The sequence below is a fragment of the Pseudomonas sp. PLMAX genome (assembly GCF_046042685.1).
Classification (GTDB): Bacteria; Pseudomonadota; Gammaproteobacteria; order Pseudomonadales; family Pseudomonadaceae; genus Aquipseudomonas; species Aquipseudomonas putida_AE.
Genome location: NZ_CP064949.1, coordinates 810,314 through 831,325, shown reverse-complemented (window position 1 = coordinate 831,325; position 21,012 = coordinate 810,314). Strand labels below are relative to the sequence as shown.

Below are 21,012 nucleotides of genomic sequence, written 5' to 3'. Positions count from 1 at the left end.
GTTCGATTGATCAATCCCTGTCTTCTACCGATTTGTCGGCCTGCACAACCTTGGCGGTCGATCTGGCCAAGCAGGTTTTTCAGGTCGCCGGTGAAGATGTTCTCGGCCAGGTGCGCTTCGAGCAACGGATCAAGTCGCGCGAGGCGTTCTATGAGTTTCTCCAAAAGTTGCCGCCTCATGTTGTGGTTTTGATGGAGACCGGTCCGGGTGCTCAAGCCTGGGCCCGGCAACTGCAAGACCAAGGTAATTCGGCGCGAATTCTTCCAGCCGGTTTGGTGGCCAAACATCGCAGCGGGCCAAAAAATGATCGCAACGATGCGTTGGCGATTCTGCGGGCTGGTCGCGATGAAAAAATCTGCGCAGTACCGGTCAAAAGCGTCGCGGCGCTGGCCATGCAGGCGTTGCATCGCGCCCGTCAGGGCTATGTGCGTCGGCGCACGGCCGTCAGTAATCAGATGCGCGGCCTGCTGCTCGAGCACGGTGTCGCCTTGGCGCAAGGCGATGTTGCGATCAGCCAGAAAATTCCGCGGGTGCTGGAAGATGCTACCCAGCCGGTGCCGGCCCTGCTGCGTGAACTGATCGACGAACTGCTGGCCGAGTGGCGCCATTTGGGCGAGCGCATCAGCGTACTGACGGGACGCCTGGAAGTGGCCGCCAACGCCGACATGACGGCGAAGCGACTGATGACTGTGCGCGGCATCGGACCAGTCACCGCCACGGCCCTGGTGGCCAAGGAAACCAAGCCTGAGCGATTTCCCAATGCCCGCAAGTTTGCCGCGTACTTTGGCATGGTGCCTGACCAGCACAGCAGCGGGGAAAAGATCCGGCTGGGGGACATGACCAAGCGAGGTGATGCTTATTTACGCAGCCTGATGATCCAAGGAGCCCACGCGGTGCTGCAACAACTACGACCTGATTCCCAGCAACCCGATGACCGCCGCTTGTTGCACTGGATGAGCCGGTTGGGTCGTAAGGAAGCTGCGATCAGGCTAGCCAACCGCAACCTGCGAATCGTCTGGGTGCTTCTACAGAATGACCAGACTTATCGTCGCCACGCCGGAGATGGCCAGCAGGCAACGATGAGCCACTGAGCGACAGAGTTCTGCCACCGAGGTACCAACTGTCCGACCCTTTGCTGAAAAAAATTGACCCCAGGTAAGACCGGCGTGGATTGATGCCTAAGCTCCTACTGGCCTTCGAGGCCTGAATGTAATCGGCATACCACGAGCTTTTCCAATTTTGGCCAGAAGCCGAAGACGGCTTCCACGAATAGGCCTTATACATAGATGCAACGGGGCGACGGTTTTTTAAAAGCGGGTAGACAGTGGGGGCGAGTCCATACATAGGAGCTGGCTTGCCAGCGATGAGGGCCTTCAGAACACCGTAGAACTTGAGGGCCTCTTCGCTGGCAAGCCAGCTCCTACAGGGGATGTTTACAGGGTGTTTTATCGGTGCGGGGGATAGTTCGCCAGGATCCGCGTGACCGTTTCGTGTATCGCAGTGCTGCGGTCCGTCGGGTTGGGGGTGCGGCTGAGGATTTGCTCGTCACTGCCGCGCCACACCAGCTTGCCATCCTTGCCGTCGAGCAGGTCGATCTGGATCGTCGCAACCTTGTAGGACACCAGGCGGGTTTCGTTGTACATCGGCGCGCCATAGTAGCCGTACCAGGGGTTACCCCAACCGCCGCCGTAGTTGGTCGTCACCTGTTGCTGGCGTTCCTCGACTACCAGGTAGGTCTGCACACTCAAGTCGCCCTTGGCGCCAGCGCCTGCCTGGCGCAGGCCACGTTGGTCGAGCTGGTCGACTACCGATTCGCGCACGCGCTGTTCGGTCAGGTCGCTCTTGATCCTGGGGTCATCGGGACGGTATTGCAGCGCGGGTTCTTTCCAGCTCCAGCTGTGATACGCGGCAAAATCGCGGCTGGCGTCGAAGTCATGATTGACCTGATTGGCGGCGCAGGCACTGAGCAATACGGCCACTGCCAGAAAAGCGAGACGGCGGAACATGATGATTCTCCGGTAGAAGACATGAACCTGCGAAATGCTTCTTGACCACAGGAAGCTAACTGGGAGGATACGCCGACATTGCCTTTTCTACAGCCTCCCGTATGGCGTCGACCCGCTCGCCCTGGCTCCCCCGGTTGCTGGTTTCCGCACTGGAACTCCAGACCGATTGACCGTCTTGCGCGTCGAACAGGTCGACATGAACCACCACGACCTGTTCCTCGTAAGTGCGCACAATTGGCATGCTGCCGTACATGCCGTAACCCGGCCCATAACCATATCGATTGTAGCCGCCGTAACCGCCGTAGTAGCCGTAATCGTCCTGGACCTGACGCAAGCGGGTTTCCAGGCGCAGGTCAGCGCTGACGAACAGGTCCGCCGGCCGGTTGTCATGCAGGGGCCGCAGGCCGCGTTGGTCCAGGGCGTTGCTGACCGCTTCGGCGACCTGCGCCGAATCCGCCCAGGTAGTGCCCGGCGGCAGCTGCCCGTTGAGCCAGGCCCAGCTGCGATAACGCCCGTAGTCCCGCGGTGGCGCCGGGTAGGCGCTGCGATCGAAGGTAGTGGCCGCCTGAGGCGGGGCAGGCGGCAAGGGCCTGGAACTTGCCACGTACGGATTGCTGCCCTGGCAGGCAGACAGGCCCAGGCAGATCAACAGCAACCCTGAACGACTTTTCATTTCGAGCTCCGATCAGACCGGCCGACAGATCCAGTGCAAGTAACGTCCAAGCCCGGCAAAGCTTGGATGGCGACGGTGGGCCAACTCCATTTCGAGCAGATCCACCAGTTCGGCGCGGGCCTGGAACTCCACCGGCATGTAATCGTGAAAAACCCGCACGCCACTCTGGCTTTCGACCTGCCACAGGCCGTCAAGTTGCGCCGCCAACTCCCGCGGGTCCAGCGGCTGTTGCGGGGTCAGGCTCTGCTTTTCACCGGCCATGTCATTCTTGCGCATCTTGCGGAAATGGCCCTTGAGCAAGTTGCGGTAAATCAGCGCGTCGCGGTTGTAGAAGGCCAGGGACAGCCAGCCGTCGGCCTTGGTCAGCTGATGCAGCACCGGCAGGATGGCGTGCGGTTCGGCCAGCCATTCCAGCACGGCATGACACAGCACCAGGTCGTAGGGTTCGGTGAGCTGACCGAGCAGTTCCTGCCAGGGTGCCTGGATGAAGCTGGCAGCCTGTCCCGCGTCGGCAAAGCGCTGGCGGGCGCCTTCGAGCATGGGTTCGGCGGGTTCGGCCAGGGTCACCTGGTGGCCACGCTGGGCCAGCCACAACGACATGTGGCCCAGGCCGGCGCCGATATCCAGCACCCGCAGCGGCCGATCCGGCAGGGCCTCGGCCAAGTCGGCCTGCAGCACCGCCAGGCGAATCGCGCCTTTGGCGCCGCCGTAGATTTTTTCGGCGAAGCGCGTCGCCAGTTGATCGAAATGACGGTCGCTCATCAGCTGAACCTCCGCTCGCTGTCCGCCAGCTTGCTGCGCACGACCTCATTCATGTCCAGGCCCAATTCGCTGCACAGCAACAACAGATAGAGCACGATATCGCCGATTTCCTGCCCGGCATGGGCCAGCTTGTCGGCCGGCAGCTGCCGTGACTGGTCTTCGCTCAGCCACTGGAAAATCTCCACCAGCTCGGACATTTCGACACTGGCGGCCATGGCCAGGTTTTTCGGGCTGTGAAATTGCCGCCAGTCATTGCGATCACGGATGGCGTGCAGGCGTTCGGTCAGTTCAACAAGGTTCATCGGGCTCTCCTGAAGGCGTATAGCTTCAAGGGGATGACGGGGGAAGGCAAGTGCCTGGCAGCGGTGACAGTCTTTGCACCATAATCAGTCGATGGCGTGTTTCGGCGGCGCCTGTAAAAATTCGCTGGCAAGCCAGCTCCTACAGAAGACAGGACGTTCATTCCATGCAGGTAGAAGGTTTCTTTGAGTGGCTTGGCCAGATCCTGGGCACAGCCATCCGTTTCATCGTTGACGCCCTCAGCGGTCTGTTCCAACTGGTGAGTCGCGCCAGCAGCCATTTTGTCGAAGGTTTGTCCGAGGCGCTGGGCATGGACACCTCGATCATCAGCATCGTCACCCTGATCCTCGGGTTGGTGCTGTTGTGGTCGGCGATCCGCGCGTTCATGAACGCCTCGATCATCATGGGGATCATCTGGTTGATGCTGGGGTTGTGGTTGCTTAGCTGGATCATGCACTGACCCCGGCAATGGATCGCTGCAGATTCTGCAGGGGTCGCTACAATGCTCGCTCCCCAAGGAGCCTGCATGTCCAACCTGATCGCCGACTGGCGCGACCGCCCAACCCATCGTAGGGTCTGGGCGCTGGCTGCGCCGATGATTCTCTCGAACATTTCCGTACCGCTGGTGGCACTGGTCGACAGCACCGTTATTGGCCACCTGCCCCATGCCCATCAGCTCGGAGCCGTGGCGGTCGGGGCCAGCCTCTATACCTTCCTCGCCTGGGCCATGGGTTTTCTGCGCATGGGCTCCACCGGTTTTGCCGCCCAGGCCGCAGGGCGCGGGGATGGCGCGGCGCTACGGCAGATTCTGTTGCAGGGTCTGTTGCTGGCCATGGGGCTGGCAGTGGTTTTGGGCGCGCTGGGCGTGCCATTGAGCGGGGTGGCGCTGCACTTCATGCAACCGTCGGCGGAACTGGACCAGATGACCCGCGAGTTTTTCCACACGCGGCTGTTCGGCCTGCCGGCGGCACTGGCCAGTTATGCGCTGGTCGGCTGGTTTCTCGGCACGCAGAACGCCCGCGCGCCGCTGGTGATTCTGCTGACGACCAACCTGGTCAACATTGCCCTGAACCTGTGGTTTGTCCTTGGCCTGGAATGGGGGGTGGTGGGTGCGGCCCGGGCTTCGGTGATCGCCGAGTGGACCGGTGCGCTGATCGGCCTGTTGCTGACCCGCCACGCCCTGCGCGCCTATCCCGGGCATATCGTCTGGGCCGCCTTGGCGCTTTGGCAGAGTTGGCGACCGCTGCTGGCGGTCAATCGCGACATTTTCATCCGCAGCCTGGCGCTGCAATCGGTGTTTTTCCTGATCACCGTGCAAGGCGCCCGGCTGGGTGATGCAACCGTCGCCGCCAATGCCCTGCTGCTCAACGGCCTGCTGCTGACCGCCCACGCGCTCGACGGCCTGGCCCATGCCGTGGAAGCCCTGTGCGGACACGCCATCGGCGCGCGCGACCGCGATGCCCTGCGCCGCTCCCTGGTGGTTGCCTGTGGCTGGTCGTTGTTGGCAAGCTTGGGCTTTGCCGGCTTGTTCATGTTTGCCGGACACCTGTTCATCGAAATGCAGACCGACATCACCAGCGTGCGCGACACCGCGTTCCTGTACCTGCCCTACCTTGCCGTGCTGCCGCTGATCGCGGTCTGGAGCTACCTGCTCGACGGGCTGTTCATCGGCGCCACCCGCGCCAGGGAAATGCGCAACGGCATGCTGTTGACGGTGGCCTTGCTGGTGCCGTTCGCCTGGGCGCTGCAGGGCTATGGCAACCACGGCTTGTGGATAACCTTTTTGCTGTTCATGTTGCTGCGCAGCCTGACGCTCGGCTTGATTGCCTGGCGCCTGCGCCAGAACGATGGCTGGTTCGCCCGCGCTCACTGAACCGGAGTCCTTAACCGTGCCAACTCAGGGTGAATCGTTCTGCCATCGCTTGCGCAGGCTTTCGAGGCGCTCTTGCTGGGTAGCCCCCGATAATGGCTGCACCGGCAAGGCATCGGGGTACTGCAAGCGCAGCCACATCCAGCCATCGAGCACCGGACGTTCGCTGAAACCCAATGCCAGGCCCTCTTCCAGATGGCCCCACAACCGCATGAAATCAGTCCCCGTGGATTGACTCCAGCGCCAGGCATGCTGCTCCAGCAGGCAGGTCTGCAGTTTTTCCCGCTGCCATGGGCTCAGATCCTCCTCGACCGCCAGAGGGCGCACGGCCAGCCCCGGGTTTAGCAACTGCTGCCAGCCCTGACAGCCAAGCGCGCGATCCGCCCAGGTGCCGCCGAACCAGCGCAACTGGCTGATCGGCCCCAACCAGCGACTGAGCTCCTCGGCATCGCAGGCATCAAAAAAATAACTGGCGGTGTTCGGGTTGTAGTAACTCAGCAAGGCCCGGTGATGCAGGTCGAACGAGACCGTGAGCATGCGCCTTAAATGCGCCAGCAATGTCGACGCCGGTGCTTCGCTGGATATCAGCAAGCCGCGCCAGCGCTGCCCGTCGACGCGGTACAGGTCGGCCAGGGCCGGGCAGGTCCGCAGATCGATGAGTAGCGGCCCCTGCTCCTGCAATGCCTGCCACTCCGTGTCTTCGAACAAGCGCAATCGCCTGGCATCGGCAAACGTCTCTTGCAGGGCCACACCGGCCTGCGGCGCGCCGGGCATGTCCAGCAATAGCCATTGCGGGCTCGCATCGGGCGCCTGGACCACCGTCATGCCGCACCGCTCTGGCCAAGGCGTGTCGCCGTGCGGCAGATGCACAGCGCCTGCGCGCAATGATTGAAACTGCCACCACCGGGCAGCAGGCACAGCAACATCAGCGGCTCGCCCGAACCCAGCCACTGCTGCACGCCGTCGAGCGAACAATCTTCGACAACCGTGGTGGCGGCTACCGTATCCTGTTCCTCGACTGCCTCGACACTGGCGGGACCTTGCAGGAACCCGGTAATCAACGGTTGGTCCGGATCACCTTCCGTGAAGCTCACCACCACCTCCGTGCCTTGGGCCAACCGGGCGCCACTCGCAGCAGCCAATGGCAACCAGCAGTGGCTGGGCGCCGCGCCCTCCCCTTGATAAAGCCAGTCAAACTGCACCGCCACTGGCCTGGATGGATCAGGGGGCGGCATGTCGACTTCCACGACCCATGCCCGTTGGAGGCTGTGCATCCCTGGCTTCACCGCACTGATGGGCGATTCAAAGGGCAATATCCGATGCTGCGCCCGTACCTGGTTGCTGTAGGTCTGGCTCGCGCCCTGGGCGCCTTGATGCTCGATATGGGTCACCAGCCACGGCCGGTTCCATTCGGCAACCGGATGCCCGGACAGCGGCATGAACTGGCCGCTGCGCAGCGTTGACAGGTCAGTGCCACACGCCACGCGCTGCACCGCGGCATCGGTGCAGCGCTTGAGCTCAAAACGACGCACTGCCGGTTCCCCACCCTCCACACTGAAAAGCGCCGCTTCAGCGAACTGAAAATCCCCCGAACCCTCGCCAAACACCACGCAATGCCTGTCAGCCCGGTGTTCGAAGTGATAGTGCAATCGTTCCTGGGCGCACAGGCGCTGAACAAACTGCAGGTCCGATTCCCGGTACTGCGTGCAGAAATCCCGGGGCGGGTAATCGCCAACCAGTTCAAAGCGCCGATCCTGATCGACGATGCCGTGCTCCCTGAGTACCTGATCAAGAATCTGCGGCACCGAGCGGTCGCTGAAAATACGCTGGCTGAAGCGCTGGGCAAGGCAGGCGAGTTTCGGCCCCAGCCGCACCTGACAGAGCCTGATCCCCGGGCCGTGATCGCGCTGGACCAGCTCATGCAACTGTCCATGGATGGCGTTTCCCGCCGGACCGAAAAGCAAGGAGGCCGAGCGGTACAGCAAGCCGGCGAGGTCGAGCGTCGGGTCTTCGATCAGCAGGTCCACGTCGAACACGAAAGGTTCGCTGATGGATTCTCTACCGGCAAAGGACAGAACTTCGAAGGCATTGGACAGACCTGCTACGTCCAGACGAAATGACGGCTCGTTGACTGGATCGACCATGGGCGTTTCTCTACAGGAGGGACAGCCGGGGATTCTCGCCGAGAGACATGGCCGAGTAGAGAGGCGAAATACAACTTAGGAAAAGGCCTACGCGAAAAGAGGACGAAATAGCTTGGATAGCCGAGACGCGGTCCTTTTCGCTGGAAAAAAGAGAAATGTCGCACCAGGCCATCTGAAATTTCCGACGCAAACGGTAAATTTTCAGACGGCCTGATGAGAGCAGTGCTTACCTCAGGAAGACAGGTAAGACGAACGGGTCAGGCCCAGGCGCAGCGCATCGAGGAACTGGGTGCGCTCGCTGGCACTGATGCGGGCACTGGCGCACTTGTCGCGGTAGTGGGTCATCAGTTCTTCCGGCGACAAGTGCACGTAACGCAGCATGTCTTCGATGGTGTCGTGGGTCTCGATACCGGCGTGATAGATGCTGCCGTCGGCATTCTGGTAGATGTTCACCGAGTCGGTGTCACCGAACAGGTTGTGCATGTCGCCGAGAATTTCCTGGTAGGCGCCGACCAGGAACACGCCCAGCAGGTAGTCCTCGCCCTCGTTCAACGAGTGCACCGGCAGGCTGGTCTCGATGCTCTGCTCGTCGACGTACTGGTTGATCTTGCCGTCGGAGTCGCAGGTCAGGTCCTGCAGCACCGCGCGACGCAGTGGCTCTTCGTCGAGGCGGTGCAGCGGGATGATCGGCAGTACCTGGTCGATGGCCCAGGTGTCCGGCAGGCTCTGGAACACCGAGAAGTTGCAGATGTACTTGTCGGCCAGCTTGTCGTTGAGTTCGTCCAGCACCTGGCGGTGGGAACGCTGGCGCGCCTTCAACGAGTTGTGCAGGCGACGGCACACGGCGAAGTAGCATTGCTCGGCCAGGGCTTTTTCGGCCAGGGTCAGCTTGCCGTCGGCGTACTGGGCAGCCACGTCGCTCATGTAGTGCGTGGCGCGCCAGTAGGTTTCGGTGACCATCTCGATGTCGGTCGGGCCCAGCAGGTCCACCAGCCACTGCACGGTTTCCGGCAGCGCTTCCTTGTTCTCGATCTGCGGCACGTCGTCGTTGTGCTTCTCGACGTCGGTCACCTGGATCACCAGCATGGCGTGGTGGGCGGTCAGGGAGCGGCCGCTTTCGGAGAAGATGTTCGGGTGCGGCAGGCTCTGCGCGTCGCAGAACTCCTTGAGCATCCCGACCACGACACCGGCGTAATCGTCCATGTCGTAGTTGATCGAGCTGGCGTTACGCGAGTGCGTACCGTCGTAGTCCACGCCCAGGCCACCGCCGACGTCGATGTGATCCACCGGCAGGCCGAGGTTGCGCAGTTCGCCGTAGTAACGGATCGCTTCCTTGAAACCGTGCTGGTAGTCGGCCAGGTTGGCAATCTGCGAACCCATGTGGAAGTGCAGCAGGCGAATGCCCTGGTCCAGGCCAGCGGCGCGGAAACGCTCGACCACCGACAGCAGTTGCGCCGCCGACAGGCCGAACTTGGATTTCTCGCCACCGGTGTCCGCCCACTTGCTCGACGCCAGGGACGACAGGCGCACCCGCAGGCCGACCTGTGGCTTGACCTTGAGCGAGGCGGCTTCTTCGATCACCAGGCCGACTTCGGATTCTTTCTCGATCACGATGAACACGTTGTGGCCAAGCTTCTGGCCCATCAGTGCCAGACGGATGAACTCGCGGTCCTTGTAGCCGTTGCAGACGATGGTGCCGCCCTTCGGCGCCAGCGCCAGCACCGCCAGCAGCTCAGGCTTGGAGCCGGCTTCCAGGCCGATGGAGACGTTCTGGGTGGCGATGATGTTCTCGATCACCGCTTCCTGCTGGTTCACCTTGATCGGGTACAGCGCGGTGTACTTGCTCTGGTATTCCAGGCGCTCGATGTTGGCGTCGAACGCACCGGTCAGCTGACGCACGCGGTCTTGCAGGATGTCCGGGAAACGGACCAGCAATGGCAAGGACAGGCCGCTCTTGCGCAACTGGTCGACTTGCTCGAACAGATCGATGGGTGAACTGCTCGGACCGTTGGGACGAACTTCGACGCGACCGGCGTCATTGATCGCGAAATACCCGGCCCCCCAATGGCGAATCCCGTAAACACTGCGGCTGTCCGCAACTGTCCATTGGCTGCCATCGTCTTTGCGTGTGCGTCGTACGGACATTGAAGTCCCCTATAAAGAAGTCATAGTGCGTCGCCTGGATTCAGGCCGGCGCAGTCTAAAGAATGAAAATGACGGTTCGTCAACGAAGGGATAGACCTCGCCGACCGCAGTGAGTTTAGAAACCGGTCATGAACAGGCTCTGTGAAAACCATGGTGACGACGCCAGGCCTGCAGGTGGGCAGGTCTGGATCAAGCCGCGGGTGGTTTTCACAGAGGCTGCTAGCCGCCGGACTTCTTCGCCTTGAAACCGTGCTTGATCAGTTCAGCCAAGAGTAGCTCGACATGATCGCCCTGGATTTCAATGATCCCGTCTTTCAACGCTCCACCGGTACCACAGCGCTTTTTCAACGTCGTGGCCAGTTCCTTGAGCGCGTCTTCCGCCAACGGCACGCCGGTGATGGTGGTCACCGTCTTGCCGCCACGGCCCTTGCTTTCGCGACGCACGCGAGCGATGCCGTCGCCGGCCGGGATAACGGTCTGTTTGCAGATGCAGGCGTCCACCGGTTTGCTGCATTCCGGGCAATGACGACCTGCGTCGGTGGAAAATACCAGGCCACCAAGGGCGGCGAAGGATGCGGCTTTTTTGGCCACCGGCAATCCTCTTGGGAGGACAAAGACTGGTCGCGGCAACCTGGGCAGGTGCCATCGACCGCGAAGCCCCACTCAGGCAGGGGCAGCGCTACTGAAACGGTACAACATTGCTGAAACGCAATTGCTCACGAACGATGACGCCATCTGTAGGAGCGAGCTTGCTCGCGATGGACGTCAACGATAATGCGTGCAATCGGTTTATACGCGTCGTCCTTGCGTTCTTCGCGAGCAAGCTCGCTCCTACAACAACAACCAGCAATACCGGTTCAGTTTGAAAAGGTCGCGCAGTGTAACGGCAAAAACGCCGATTGCTAAGAGCCAATCGGCGCCAATTTATGCCTCTTTTGCGACGTCTTCGCCACGGGCACGAAGATAGCGCTTCAAGGCGGCCAAAGAGTCCGGGCAGTAAGGCTTTTGCTCGATATCGCGCAGCACTTGCTCAACGGGCATGAAGCACGCTTCCAGCACCTCTTCCGGTTGCAGGACCAGCGGGCCGTCCCACACGGCCGAAAACGCCGAACACCAGAGTCGATTGCCGGTGTCCTCGAAGAAAAAGTGGTCATGCACGGTCAACTCCACCCCGCTCACGCCCAGCTCTTCTTCAAGCTCCCGAGCGGCCGACTCCGCGTAGGTTTCGCTGGCGAGCACCATGCCGCCCGCCGCCACGTCCCAGTAACCTGGGTAGATCGCTTTGCTCAGGGTGCGCCGGTGCACGCAGAGCTCACCGGCGGAGTTGAACAACATGATGTAGGTGCCGCGCCCGATCAGCCCCCGCTCGCGCAGGTCGGAACGCACCAGTGCGCCGAGCAGGTTGTCCTGCTCGTCGACCCAGGCGATCTGCTCGGCATCCGAGGCCGCCCGATGGGCGGCCTCGAGCGCGTTATCGATGGAGCTATCGGCCATGGCTCAGCCCTGATTCAGCAATTGACGCAAATCGATCACGGCGGCGTTGGCCCGGGAAATGTAGTTGGCCATTACCAGCGAGTGGTTGGCCAGCACGCCGAAGCCGCTGCCATTGAGGATCATCGGGCTCCAGACCGCTTCCTGCGACGCTTCCAGCTCACGAATGATCTGGCGCACGCTGACCGTGGCGTTCTTCTTGGCCAGCACATCGGCGAAGTCGACTTCGATGGCGCGCAGCAGGTGGGACAAGGCCCAGGCCTGGCCGCGGGCTTCGTAGAACACGTTGTCGATCTGCAGCCATGGGGTTTCGACGATTTCTTCGTCGACCTGCGGCACCTGCCCCGGCGTAATGACCTCGGTTTTCAGCGCGGTGTTGAGCTTGACCCGACCAACGCTGGCCGACAGCCGTTGCGACAACGAACCCAGACGGGTACCGACGTCACCCAACCAGTTGTTCAGGTTGTCGGCGCGGGCAAAGAACAGCGCGCTCTTCTGGTTCGGATCGGACAGGCGAGTCTGATAACGGGTCAGGGAGTTGATCCCTTCCTGGAACTCGGACTCACTGGAAGGCAGTACCCAGCTTTTATTGTCGAAGTTGAAACGCGGCTCGGCCTTGGCCAGGTCGGCGTCCTCGGTGGACTGCGACTGCGAGCGGGCGAAGTCTTTACGCAGCGCACGACTCAGGTCGCGCACCTGCACCAGCACGCCATATTCCCAGCTCGGCATGTTGTCCATCCACAGGCCCGGCGGCAGGCGGTCGTTGGAAATGTAGCCGCCTGGCTTGTTCAGCAAGGTACCGGCGACGCTCTTGAGGGTTTCCACCGTGGTGTAGCCGACCACCATCTGCTTGCCGTCCCGTTCGGCAGCAAGTTGCGCATTCTGCTGTACCGGAAACAGGTCAGGTTCCGCGCTCCAGTACCAACCCAGAGCAATCGTCACCAGCAGGTAGATACCAATCAGTGTGGCCAGCGCCCGGCTGAAAAACAGGCCACCCAGATAACTGCGGGTAGCCGACTTCGGTTCAGCGGCACGTTCAGGCGCGCTACCGGCGCGGTTTTTCCAGTCCAGCATGGCGATATCCTTTCAATTACTTGAGTTCATCGTTTCGACCACAACCATACAACAACGTGCCTTTGCCCGGCACCCGCGGATGGCTTTACAGCGAAATTTATCCAATGCCTTCTAAGGGAATCCCTTAGTCCATAAAAGACGAAAAACTGCCTGGCTTCCAGCAACAGATACGCGACCCGCGCAGCCCGGTGCCAACAACCTCAGGACTCAACTCGAAGCCGGCCAAGCCCATGGCTGACGGGACCTTTGCAAGTATCAGCAGCCAATTGGCGACCGACCAGTCAGAAACTAAATAGATGGATGCCCAAGATTATTAACGTACGACACTCATGTAACAGAAAAGAGATGCTAGCATAGAGCCACCAGTCGACCTCAGCTTGCCCCCTAACTAGTAGTCAGGATATGACCGAGCCAGAAGAGCCCAGCCGCGAGCGCCTCAAGCACCACTTTGCCCAGCGGGTAATTCATCAAGCACGTCAGGTTCTTGACATATGGCAGCGCCTGCAGCGCACTGAATGGTCGACCCAGGAACTGGCGGAACTGAGCGAGGCCAACCTGCGCCTGCTGCGTTTCGCCGAACGCTTCGAACAACCGGAACACACCCAGCTGGCGCGCCACATCGGCCAGTCCCTGGAGGCTGTCGACGCCAATCGCGGACGCCTCAGCAGCGGCCTGATCAGCGACCTCAACCGGTTGATGCAACGCCTCTCGCGCACCGGCCTGCGTCATGGCGACCAGCTCGACCAAACGTTCCTGCCGCCGTTGCGCAAACCGATCTACGTGATGCTGCAGGATCATGACCGTGCCGAGCGACTGGCCAAGCAGCTGGAATTTTTCGGGCTCAGCGCCCAGTCCCTGGAGAGCGTGGCGGCCTTCCGCTCCTCGATGGTCGAGCGCCTGCCAGCGGCCATCGTCATGGACGTCGACTTCAGCGGCCCCGGCGTCGGCCTGAAACTGGCGGCCGAAGCCCAGGAAGGTCTCGACCAGCGTTTGCCGCTGCTGTTTTTCAGCCTGCATGAAACCGACACCCCGACCCGCCTCGCCGCCGTGCGCGCCGGCGGCCAGGAGTTCCTCACCGGCACCCTTGAGGCGTCGAGCCTGCTGGAAAAAATCGAAGTCCTGACCTGCGTCGCCCAGTACGAGCCCTATAAAGTGCTGATCATCGACGATTCACGCGCCCAGGCCTTGCACACCGAACGCCTGCTCAACAGCGCGGGGATCATTACCCGGACCCTGATCGAGCCGATCCAGGCCATGGCCGAGCTGGCGGACTTTCAACCGGACCTGATCATCCTCGACATGTACATGCCGGCCTGCACCGGTACCGAACTGGCCAAGGTGATTCGCCATAACGACCGTTATGTCAGCGTGCCGATCATTTACCTCTCGGCCGAGGACGACCTCGACAAGCAACTCGACGCCATGAGCGAGGGCGGCGACGACTTCCTGACCAAACCGATCAAGCCACGGCACCTGATCACCACCGTGCGCAACCGGGCGGCACGGGCTCGCAACCTCAAGGCGCGAATGGTACGCGACAGCCTCACCGGCCTGTACAACCACACGCACATCCTGCAATTGCTTGAAGACTGCAGCTTTCGCGCGCGCCGCGAGGGCAAGCCGCTGAGCTTTGCGATGCTCGACATCGACCACTTCAAGCGCGTCAACGACAGCCACGGCCACCCCATGGGCGACCGGGTGATCAAGAGCCTGGCGCTGTTCCTCAAGCAACGCTTGCGCAAGACCGACTTCATCGGCCGCTACGGTGGTGAAGAGTTCGCTATTGTCATGCCCGACACCGACCTCGAAGCGGCCTGCAAAGTGCTCGACGAAATCCGTCAGCGTTTTGCCGAAATTCATTATCCCGCGCAACCCCAGGATCTCTGGTGCACCTTCAGCGCCGGGGTGGTGGATATGAGCGAAGACTCTGACAGCCTGCTGATGGCCAGCCAGGCGGACGAGGCGCTGTACCGTGCCAAAGGCGCGGGACGCAACCGGGTGCAGGCCGCCCGGACCTCAAGGCAAAGTGCCACTTTTTTATCGGAAGAGACCGATACGGTCACAACCCTGTAACAGAAACGCAATAACTTCAGGCACTTACCATTCCGCCTTTGGTAGTCCTTGATGCGCCTGAAACTGTTGACCAATCTCAACACCCTTCTTTTGGTGGCCGTGTGCGTGGCCCTTGGAGCGACACTCTGGTGGTCGCAAAAGGCCCTCGAACGCCCCTATCTGTTGATGGAGCGCTACCTGGGGTTGTCCCAACAGTTCCAGAGTGACGTGGCGCGCAATATTGTCGATTACCTCGCCAGCGGCGATGCGCTGCGCTTGAGCAGCGCCAGCCAGGCCATCGACACACTGCACAAGGAACTCGACGAGTTGCCACCGGCCCTGGCGGACACCTTGCGCCCGAGCCTGACCAACCTGGACGAATTCGGCAAAACCGATCTGCTGGCCGCCGGCAAGCTCGCGGGCGATCCGCAGGCCCTGCTCCTGCAGGCTGAACGAGAGCTGGGCGCCAGCCTTGATCAACTCAGCCAGTACGCCAGTGGCAACGCGAGCTACCTGACCCCACTGCTCATGGCTTCCCAGCACCTGGGCAAGCTGTCGCTGGCCCGGGACAAACTGGTCAGCAGCGGTCGCAGCGAACTGGCCGCCGATGTCGAGCGCGAAGTCGCCAACATCCGCAGCCAGGCCGAACAACTGGACGCCCTGCCGTTGTTGGGCGTGGCGGCCAGCGGTGAATCGAACACCGATGATTTCGCTGCGATGATGGGCCTGGAAAACACCGAGAAAGCCGCGGCCGAAGATGCCGGCGTCGGCTTCAAGCGTGAGCTCAACAGCCTGCTCAGCCGTTACCCGGCGGAACTGGCGCGCACTCGCGAGCAAATCCACAAACGTGCCGAACTCAGCGCCGCGACACACTTGAAAATCGCCGCCGTGCAACAGGCCATCGCCGGGCTGGAACCGGTGGTGCGCGCCCAGCACGGGCAGATACAGAGTGAAGTGCGGCTGATGCAGGGGGTGATGATCGGCCTGATTCTGCTGATCGCCCTGCTGATCGACACCCTGCAACGCAAACTGGCGCGAACCCTGACCAGACTCTCCCCGGCCCTGTCGACCTGGGCCGAAGGCGACTTCAGCCGCGACATTCAGCTGGGCAATACCAACCGCGAACTGCATGACATCGAAGCCTCGCTCAATCGTCTGCGCGCCTATCTGGTGGACCTGGTGGGGACCATTCGTCTCAACGCCGAACAGGTCGCCGGCAGCAGCCGAACCCTGGCCGAGCTGAGCAATGACCTGCACAGCGGCGCCGAACACCAGGCCGGTGACACAGCGATGATCCGCGACTCCCTGGGCGAACTGGAAGCGACCATCCAGCAAGTGGCCGGCGACGCCAGCCAGGCCGCCGATGCCAGTCGCCATGCCGGCCAGGCGGTCGAACACGGCCAGCGAGTCATTGGCCTGAGCCTCACCGGCCTGCATGCGCTGGTGGGCGAAGTGCAAGGCAATGCGCAGATGATCGAGCACCTGGCCGAAGAGTCCGCGACCATCGGTGGCGTGCTGACGGTGATCCGCTCGATTGCCGACCAGACCAACCTGCTGGCCCTGAACGCCGCCATCGAGGCGGCCCGGGCCGGGGAAATGGGCCGCGGCTTTGCCGTCGTGGCCGAAGAGGTGCGCTCGCTGGCACAACGCACCGCCGGGGCCACGGCCGAGATCCAGACCCTGATCGCCGGCCTGCAGAGCGCAGCGCGTCAATCGGTCGAAGGTATGCGCGCCCAGGTCGAACACGCCGAAGCCACCGCCAACCAGGCCCAGGCGGCGGACGGTGCATTGGATAAGATCGTCGGGGCGATCCAGACCATCTCCGACACCGCGGTGCGCATCGCCGATGTCACCGCCCAGCAGAGCGGTGCTGTCAGCGAGATTCGCGATCACAGTGAGCGTATTCACCAGCTGGGTGGGGATAACCTGCTGCGTATCGGCCAGGGGCGCGAGCAAGGGGAGAATCTGTTGGTGTTGGGTGGGCGACTGCATACAGCCGTCCAGGCTTTCCGCGTCTGATAGATAGTCTTCGCGAGCAAGCCCGCTCCCACAGGAGTACGCATTCCAATGTGGGAGCGGGCTTGCTCGCGAAGGCGTCAGAACCATCAATACAGAAGTCTGCGCCCTGCACACCCCGCGACTGTCCGCTATCATCCCCCCAATTCCGATACGCGAGATCGTCATGCGCCGTTTGCTTTGCCTGCTGCTTCTAGTGCTCGCCCTGCCGGCCACCGCCGCCGGATTGCTGGAGAGTCGCCCCAGTTCGACCCTGGGCTCGATCAACAACAGCGCCGACTTCCTGCCGGTGCGCGAAGCCTTTCAGTTGAGCCTGGTAGACAGCACACCGCAATCGATCAAATTGCGCTTCGTCGCCACCGAGGGTTATTACCTTTACCGGCATCGCTTCCAGTTCCGCGCCGACCCGGCCGAGGTCAGCCTCGGACCGGCACAATTGCCCAAGGGCGAACAGAAACACGATGAGTACTTCGGCAACGTCGAGGTCTACCACGGCGTGCTCGATGTGGAACTGCCGCGCACCGACCAACGCGCCTTCACGCTGATCGTGACCTACCAGGGCTGCGCCGACAAAGGCCTGTGTTATCCCCCCGAAACCGAACGCCTGAGCATCGACGGCAGCGGCCCGAGCACCAACCAGGCCTGGAGCTGGCGCGAACTGGCGCTGTTTTTCCTGGCCGGCCTGGGCCTGACCTTCACCCCCTGCGTGCTGCCCATGCTGCCGATCCTTTCCGGCGTGGTGTTGCGTGGCCAGGTCGGCGGCTGGCGTGGTTTCAATCTGTCGTTGGCCTATGTGTTGCCGATGGCCGCCTGTTTTGCCTTGCTGGGCGCGCTCATGGGCCTGTTCGGCGCCCAGCTAAACCTGCAGGCGCGACTGCAATCGGCCTGGGTGCTGGTGCCGTTCGCGATGTTTTTTGCGCTGTTCGCCCTGGCCATGTTCGGCGTCTTCGAACTGAAATTGCCCCACGCCATCAGCAGTCGGCTGGACCGCATTGCTGGCCGCACCGAAGGCGGTTCGCTGTGGGGCGCCGCAGTATTGGGCGTGGTCTCCAGCCTGCTGGTTTCGCCCTGCGTCTCGGCACCGCTGGCCGGTGCCCTGCTTTACATCAGCGCCAGTGGCGATGCGCTGGGGGGCGGCCTGAAGCTGTTCATGCTCGGCCTGGGCATGGGCGCCCCGCTGTTGCTGGTAGCCACCGGCGGCGCCGCCTGGCTGCCGAAAAGCGGGCCCTGGCTGATCTACGTGAAAAATGCGATAGGCGTGCTGTTGCTGGGGCTGGCGATCGGCTTGCTCAGCCGGGTCTTGCCGGGGCAGATCACCTTGCTGCTCATCGGCCTGCTGGCCGCTGGCGTCGGCTTGTTCCTGGGCGCACTGGAGTTCGTCTATAAACCGCCGCGAAAGCGCCTGGGGCAGTTGCTCGGGATGTTCCTGCTGTTTTATGCGCTGTCCTGTTGGTACGGCGCCTTCAGCGGTCAGACCGACCCGTTCAACCCGATCGCCCAGCCGTCCATGGTGGTTGGCAACGAGCCCACGCAACAGCCCAGCGCCTGGCAAACCATCACTACCCCGGCAGAACTCGACCGCGTGCTCGCACAAGCCCAGGCGTCCGGGACCCCGCTGCTGCTCGACTGGTACGCCGACTGGTGCATCAGCTGCAAAGTCATCGAACGCCAGGTGCTTGACGACGCGATCGTCGTCGAACGCCTCAAGGGCTATCGCCTGGTGCGCTTCGACATCACCGCCAGCAACACCGAACAACGCGCCCTGCTGGATCGCTACAAGCTGTTCGGCCCTCCGGCATTGATGTTTTTCGGCAAGGACGGTGTCGAACGCGTCGATGTGCGAGTGATCGGCGAAATCAATGCGGCGGACTTCGCCGAACGTGTCGCCACGGCGAATGACCGGATTTAATCACGCGGTCATATATTTCGCGCAAACATCGGTCATCGTGCTGGCTATTGCAGAGAACTGGACAGTCATAAAGGCTTTGCGGCATAGTCGCCGGGTTCTGACAAATGCACACGGATAACCAAGGAACAGTCGATGGCCACGCTACTCGTATTGCACGGACCCAACCTGAACCTGCTAGGCACCCGCGAACCGGGCACCTATGGCGCCACGACGCTGGCGCAGATCAACCAGGACCTGGAACGCCGCGCCCGCGAAGCCGGACACCATTTGCTGCACCTGCAAAGCAATGCCGAGTACGAATTGATCGACCGCATCCATGCCGCCCGCAGCGAAGGCGTGGACTTCATTCTGATCAACCCAGCAGCTTTTACGCATACAAGTGTCGCATTACGTGACGCGCTGCTGGCGGTGAGCATCCCATTCATCGAAGTGCATTTGTCTAACGTGCACAAACGCGAACCTTTCCGCCATCACTCCTACTTCTCCGACGTAGCGGTGGGAGTGATCTGCGGCCTTGGCGCCAGCGGTTACCGACTGGCCCTGGAGGCTGCACTAGAGCAGCTTGAAAAACAGGCTACAGCTTGAACTACAAGCGTTAAACGCCCCTGACCGACCCTTGGGAGTTGATGATTCATGGATATCCGTAAAGTTAAGAAACTGATCGAATTGCTGGAAGAGTCCGGCATCGACGAGCTCGAGATCAAGGAAGGCGAAGAGTCCGTACGCATCAGCCGTCATAGCAAGACCCCGGCTCAGCAGTACTACGCACCGGCTCCAATGCCTGCTCCAGCTGCCGCGCCTGTCGCTGCCGCCGCTCCGGCTGCCGCTGCCGCCCCTGCTGCCCCGGCCGCGCCAGTGCTGAACGGCACCGTTGCCCGTTCGCCAATGGTCGGTACGTTCTATCGCAAGTCTTCGCCAACCTCGCCGTCCTTCGTGGAAGTCGGCCAGACCGTGAAGAAAGGCGACACCCTGTGCATCGTTGAAGCCATGAAGATGATGAACCACATCGAAGCTGAAACCAGCGGTGTGATCGAATCCATCCTCGTCGAAGACGGCCAGCCGGTTGAGTACGACCAACCGCTGTTCACCATCGTTTGAACCGCGGAGAGCCTTTGATGACTGCGAAGTTGGAAAAAGTTCTGATCGCCAACCGCGGTGAGATCGCACTGCGGATTCTGCGCGCCTGCAAAGAGATGGGCATCAAGACCGTCGCCGTTTATTCCAAGGCTGACAAGGAACTGATGCACCTGGGCCTGGCAGACGAGTCCGTCTGCATCGGTCCGGCATCGGCCGCCCACTCCTACCTGCACATCCCGGCCATCATCGCCGCGGCGGAAGTGACTGGCGCCACCGCCATTCACCCAGGCTACGGTTTCCTCGCGGAAAACGCCGACTTCGCCGAACAGGTCGAGAACTCCGGCTTCGCCTTCATCGGCCCGAAAGCTGAAACCATCCGCCTGATGGGCGACAAGGTTTCGGCCAAGCACGCGATGATCGCCGCTGGCGTTCCAACCGTTCCGGGTTCCGACGGCCCGCTGCCGGAAGACGAAGAAACCGCTCTGCGCATCGGTCGCGAAGTGGGTTATCCGGTGATCATCAAGGCCGCTGGCGGCGGTGGTGGTCGCGGCATGCGCGTCGTGCACAAGGAAGAAGACCTGATTTCCTCGGCGAAACTGACCCGCTCCGAAGCGGGCGCAGCGTTCGGCAACCCGATGGTCTATCTGGAAAAATTCCTGACCAACCCGCGCCACGTGGAAGTCCAGGTCCTGTCCGATGGCCAGGGCCACGCCATCCACCTGGGCGACCGCGACTGCTCGTTGCAACGCCGTCACCAGAAAGTTCTCGAAGAAGCGCCGGCACCGGGCATCGACGAGAAGGCTCGCCAGGAAGTCTTCGCCCGCTGCGTCAAGGCGTGCATCGACATCGGTTACCGTGGCGCAGGTACTTTCGAGTTCCTGTACGAGAACGGTCGCTTCTACTTCATCGAGATGAACACTCGTGTCCAGGTAGAGCACCCGGTTTCGGAAATGGTCACCGGTATCGACATCGTCAAGGAGATGCTCAGCATCGCCGCCGGCAACAAGCTGTCGTTCACCCAGGATGACGTGGTCATCCGCGGTCACGCGCTGGAATGCCGGATCAACGCCGAAGACCCGAAAACCTTCATGCCGAGCCCAGGCACGGTCAAGCACTTCCACGCTCCAGGCGGCAACGGCGTTCGCGTCGATTCGCACCTGTACAGTGGTTATGCCGTTCCGCCGAACTACGACTCGTTGATCGGCAAGCTGATCACCTACGGCGCAACCCGTGACGAAGCCATGGCGCGCATGCGCAATGCGCTGGACGAGATCGTGGTCGACGGGATCAAGACCAACATCCCGCTGCACCGCGACCTGACCCGCGACGAAGGCTTCTGCAAAGGGGGCGTGAACATTCACTACCTCGAGCACAAGCTGGCTGGCGAGAAGCACTAAGCTTCGACCCGATCGACAAGGCCGCCTTCGGGCGGCTTTGTTGTTTCTGGAACCCAAACACACCCCCTGTGGGAGCGGGCTTGCTCGCGAAAGCGG

19 protein-coding genes are annotated in these 21,012 nt (G+C 61.8%); 9 read left to right on the top strand and 10 right to left on the bottom strand.

All coding sequences use genetic code 11. The features are described from left to right. Positions 1 to 32: 32 nt before the first annotated feature. Positions 33 to 1,091, top strand: a complete 1,059-nt coding sequence (locus tag DKB71_RS03710; protein ID WP_274078160.1) for an IS110 family transposase — start codon at positions 33 to 35, stop codon at positions 1,089 to 1,091. 354 nt (positions 1,092 to 1,445) lie between these two features. Here the strand turns inward: DKB71_RS03710 and DKB71_RS03705 are convergent, their stop codons facing one another. Genes DKB71_RS03705 through DKB71_RS03690 form a run of 4 tightly spaced genes read right to left on the bottom strand, consistent with a single transcriptional unit; the run spans position 1,446 to position 3,743 of the window. Further along, complete coding sequence (locus DKB71_RS03705; protein ID WP_408599646.1) at positions 1,446 to 2,006, bottom strand: DUF4136 domain-containing protein; 561 nt, start codon at positions 2,004 to 2,006, stop codon at positions 1,446 to 1,448. 55 nt (positions 2,007 to 2,061) lie between these two features. Further along, positions 2,062 to 2,679 (bottom strand): DUF4136 domain-containing protein, encoded by a 618-nt coding sequence (locus tag DKB71_RS03700; RefSeq protein WP_408599645.1) that lies wholly within the window; start codon positions 2,677 to 2,679, stop codon positions 2,062 to 2,064. 12 nt (positions 2,680 to 2,691) lie between these two features. Next, positions 2,692 to 3,441 carry a methyltransferase domain-containing protein gene (locus tag DKB71_RS03695; RefSeq protein ID WP_408599643.1) on the bottom strand — a complete coding sequence of 250 codons (750 nt, stop codon included), beginning with the start codon at positions 3,439 to 3,441 and terminating at the stop codon, positions 2,692 to 2,694. Beyond that, a complete protein-coding gene (locus tag DKB71_RS03690) occupies positions 3,441 to 3,743 on the bottom strand; it encodes a MazG-like family protein (RefSeq protein WP_095052972.1) in 303 nt (100 codons plus the stop codon). Before DKB71_RS03690 ends, DKB71_RS03695 begins: the two co-directional genes overlap by 1 nt. A gap of 164 nt (positions 3,744 to 3,907) precedes the next feature. Between DKB71_RS03690 and DKB71_RS03685 the strand changes: the two genes are divergently transcribed. Both DKB71_RS03685 and DKB71_RS03680 read left to right on the top strand, forming a co-directional pair. Next, positions 3,908 to 4,201, top strand: a complete 294-nt coding sequence (locus tag DKB71_RS03685; protein WP_274077475.1) for a hypothetical protein — start codon at positions 3,908 to 3,910, stop codon at positions 4,199 to 4,201. 66 nt (positions 4,202 to 4,267) lie between these two features. After that, positions 4,268 to 5,614 carry an MATE family efflux transporter gene (locus DKB71_RS03680; RefSeq protein WP_323607414.1) on the top strand — a complete coding sequence of 449 codons (1,347 nt, stop codon included), beginning with the start codon at positions 4,268 to 4,270 and terminating at the stop codon, positions 5,612 to 5,614. 24 nt (positions 5,615 to 5,638) lie between these two features. Here DKB71_RS03680 and DKB71_RS03675 read toward each other — a convergent pair whose 3' ends face one another. The 6 genes from DKB71_RS03675 to DKB71_RS03650 form a co-directional block, all read right to left on the bottom strand. Further along, positions 5,639 to 6,436 (bottom strand): DUF4123 domain-containing protein, encoded by a 798-nt coding sequence (locus tag DKB71_RS03675; protein WP_408599642.1) that lies wholly within the window; start codon positions 6,434 to 6,436, stop codon positions 5,639 to 5,641. Further along, the gene (locus DKB71_RS03670) at positions 6,433 to 7,755 is read right to left on the bottom strand and encodes a contractile injection system protein, VgrG/Pvc8 family (protein WP_408599641.1); all 1,323 of its coding nucleotides are present in this window, start codon (positions 7,753 to 7,755) and stop codon (positions 6,433 to 6,435) included. The genes DKB71_RS03675 and DKB71_RS03670 overlap by 4 nt, the downstream gene beginning before the upstream one ends. Before the next feature lie 231 nt (positions 7,756 to 7,986). Next, complete coding sequence (gene speA / locus DKB71_RS03665) at positions 7,987 to 9,900, bottom strand: arginine decarboxylase (protein ID WP_274077479.1); 1,914 nt, start codon at positions 9,898 to 9,900, stop codon at positions 7,987 to 7,989. A gap of 219 nt (positions 9,901 to 10,119) precedes the next feature. After that, on the bottom strand, positions 10,120 to 10,491 hold the full coding sequence (locus tag DKB71_RS03660) for a translation initiation factor Sui1 (protein ID WP_007914613.1): 372 nt from the start codon (positions 10,489 to 10,491) through the stop codon (positions 10,120 to 10,122). Positions 10,492 to 10,824: 333 nt separating this feature from the next. Then, on the bottom strand, positions 10,825 to 11,394 hold the full coding sequence (locus DKB71_RS03655; protein WP_323607417.1) for an NUDIX hydrolase: 570 nt from the start codon (positions 11,392 to 11,394) through the stop codon (positions 10,825 to 10,827). Positions 11,395 to 11,397: 3 nt separating this feature from the next. Continuing rightward, positions 11,398 to 12,465 (bottom strand): DUF2333 family protein, encoded by a 1,068-nt coding sequence (locus DKB71_RS03650; protein ID WP_274077481.1) that lies wholly within the window; start codon positions 12,463 to 12,465, stop codon positions 11,398 to 11,400. Positions 12,466 to 12,867: 402 nt separating this feature from the next. On the opposite strand from DKB71_RS03650, the gene DKB71_RS03645 reads away from it, so the two are divergent. The 6 genes from DKB71_RS03645 (at position 12,868) to accC (ending at position 20,916) form a co-directional block, all read left to right on the top strand. Next, the gene (locus DKB71_RS03645) at positions 12,868 to 14,538 is read left to right on the top strand and encodes a diguanylate cyclase (protein WP_408599640.1); all 1,671 of its coding nucleotides are present in this window, start codon (positions 12,868 to 12,870) and stop codon (positions 14,536 to 14,538) included. 51 nt (positions 14,539 to 14,589) lie between these two features. Then, positions 14,590 to 16,536, top strand: coding sequence for a methyl-accepting chemotaxis protein (locus DKB71_RS03640; RefSeq protein WP_408599639.1), 1,947 nt, complete (start codon positions 14,590 to 14,592; stop codon positions 16,534 to 16,536). Between the two features lie 163 nt (positions 16,537 to 16,699). Then, on the top strand, positions 16,700 to 18,442 hold the full coding sequence (locus DKB71_RS03635) for a protein-disulfide reductase DsbD (RefSeq protein WP_408599638.1): 1,743 nt from the start codon (positions 16,700 to 16,702) through the stop codon (positions 18,440 to 18,442). A 132-nt stretch (positions 18,443 to 18,574) separates the two neighbouring features. After that, a complete protein-coding gene (gene aroQ / locus DKB71_RS03630; RefSeq protein WP_274077485.1) occupies positions 18,575 to 19,027 on the top strand; it encodes a type II 3-dehydroquinate dehydratase in 453 nt (150 codons plus the stop codon). A gap of 48 nt (positions 19,028 to 19,075) precedes the next feature. Beyond that, positions 19,076 to 19,540: an acetyl-CoA carboxylase biotin carboxyl carrier protein gene (gene accB, locus DKB71_RS03625; RefSeq protein ID WP_034149717.1), complete on the top strand. Its 465-nt coding sequence runs from the start codon at positions 19,076 to 19,078 to the stop codon at positions 19,538 to 19,540. A 17-nt stretch (positions 19,541 to 19,557) separates the two neighbouring features. Further along, complete coding sequence (accC, locus tag DKB71_RS03620) at positions 19,558 to 20,916, top strand: acetyl-CoA carboxylase biotin carboxylase subunit (protein ID WP_034149716.1); 1,359 nt, start codon at positions 19,558 to 19,560, stop codon at positions 20,914 to 20,916. Positions 20,917 to 21,012 lie beyond the last annotated feature (96 nt).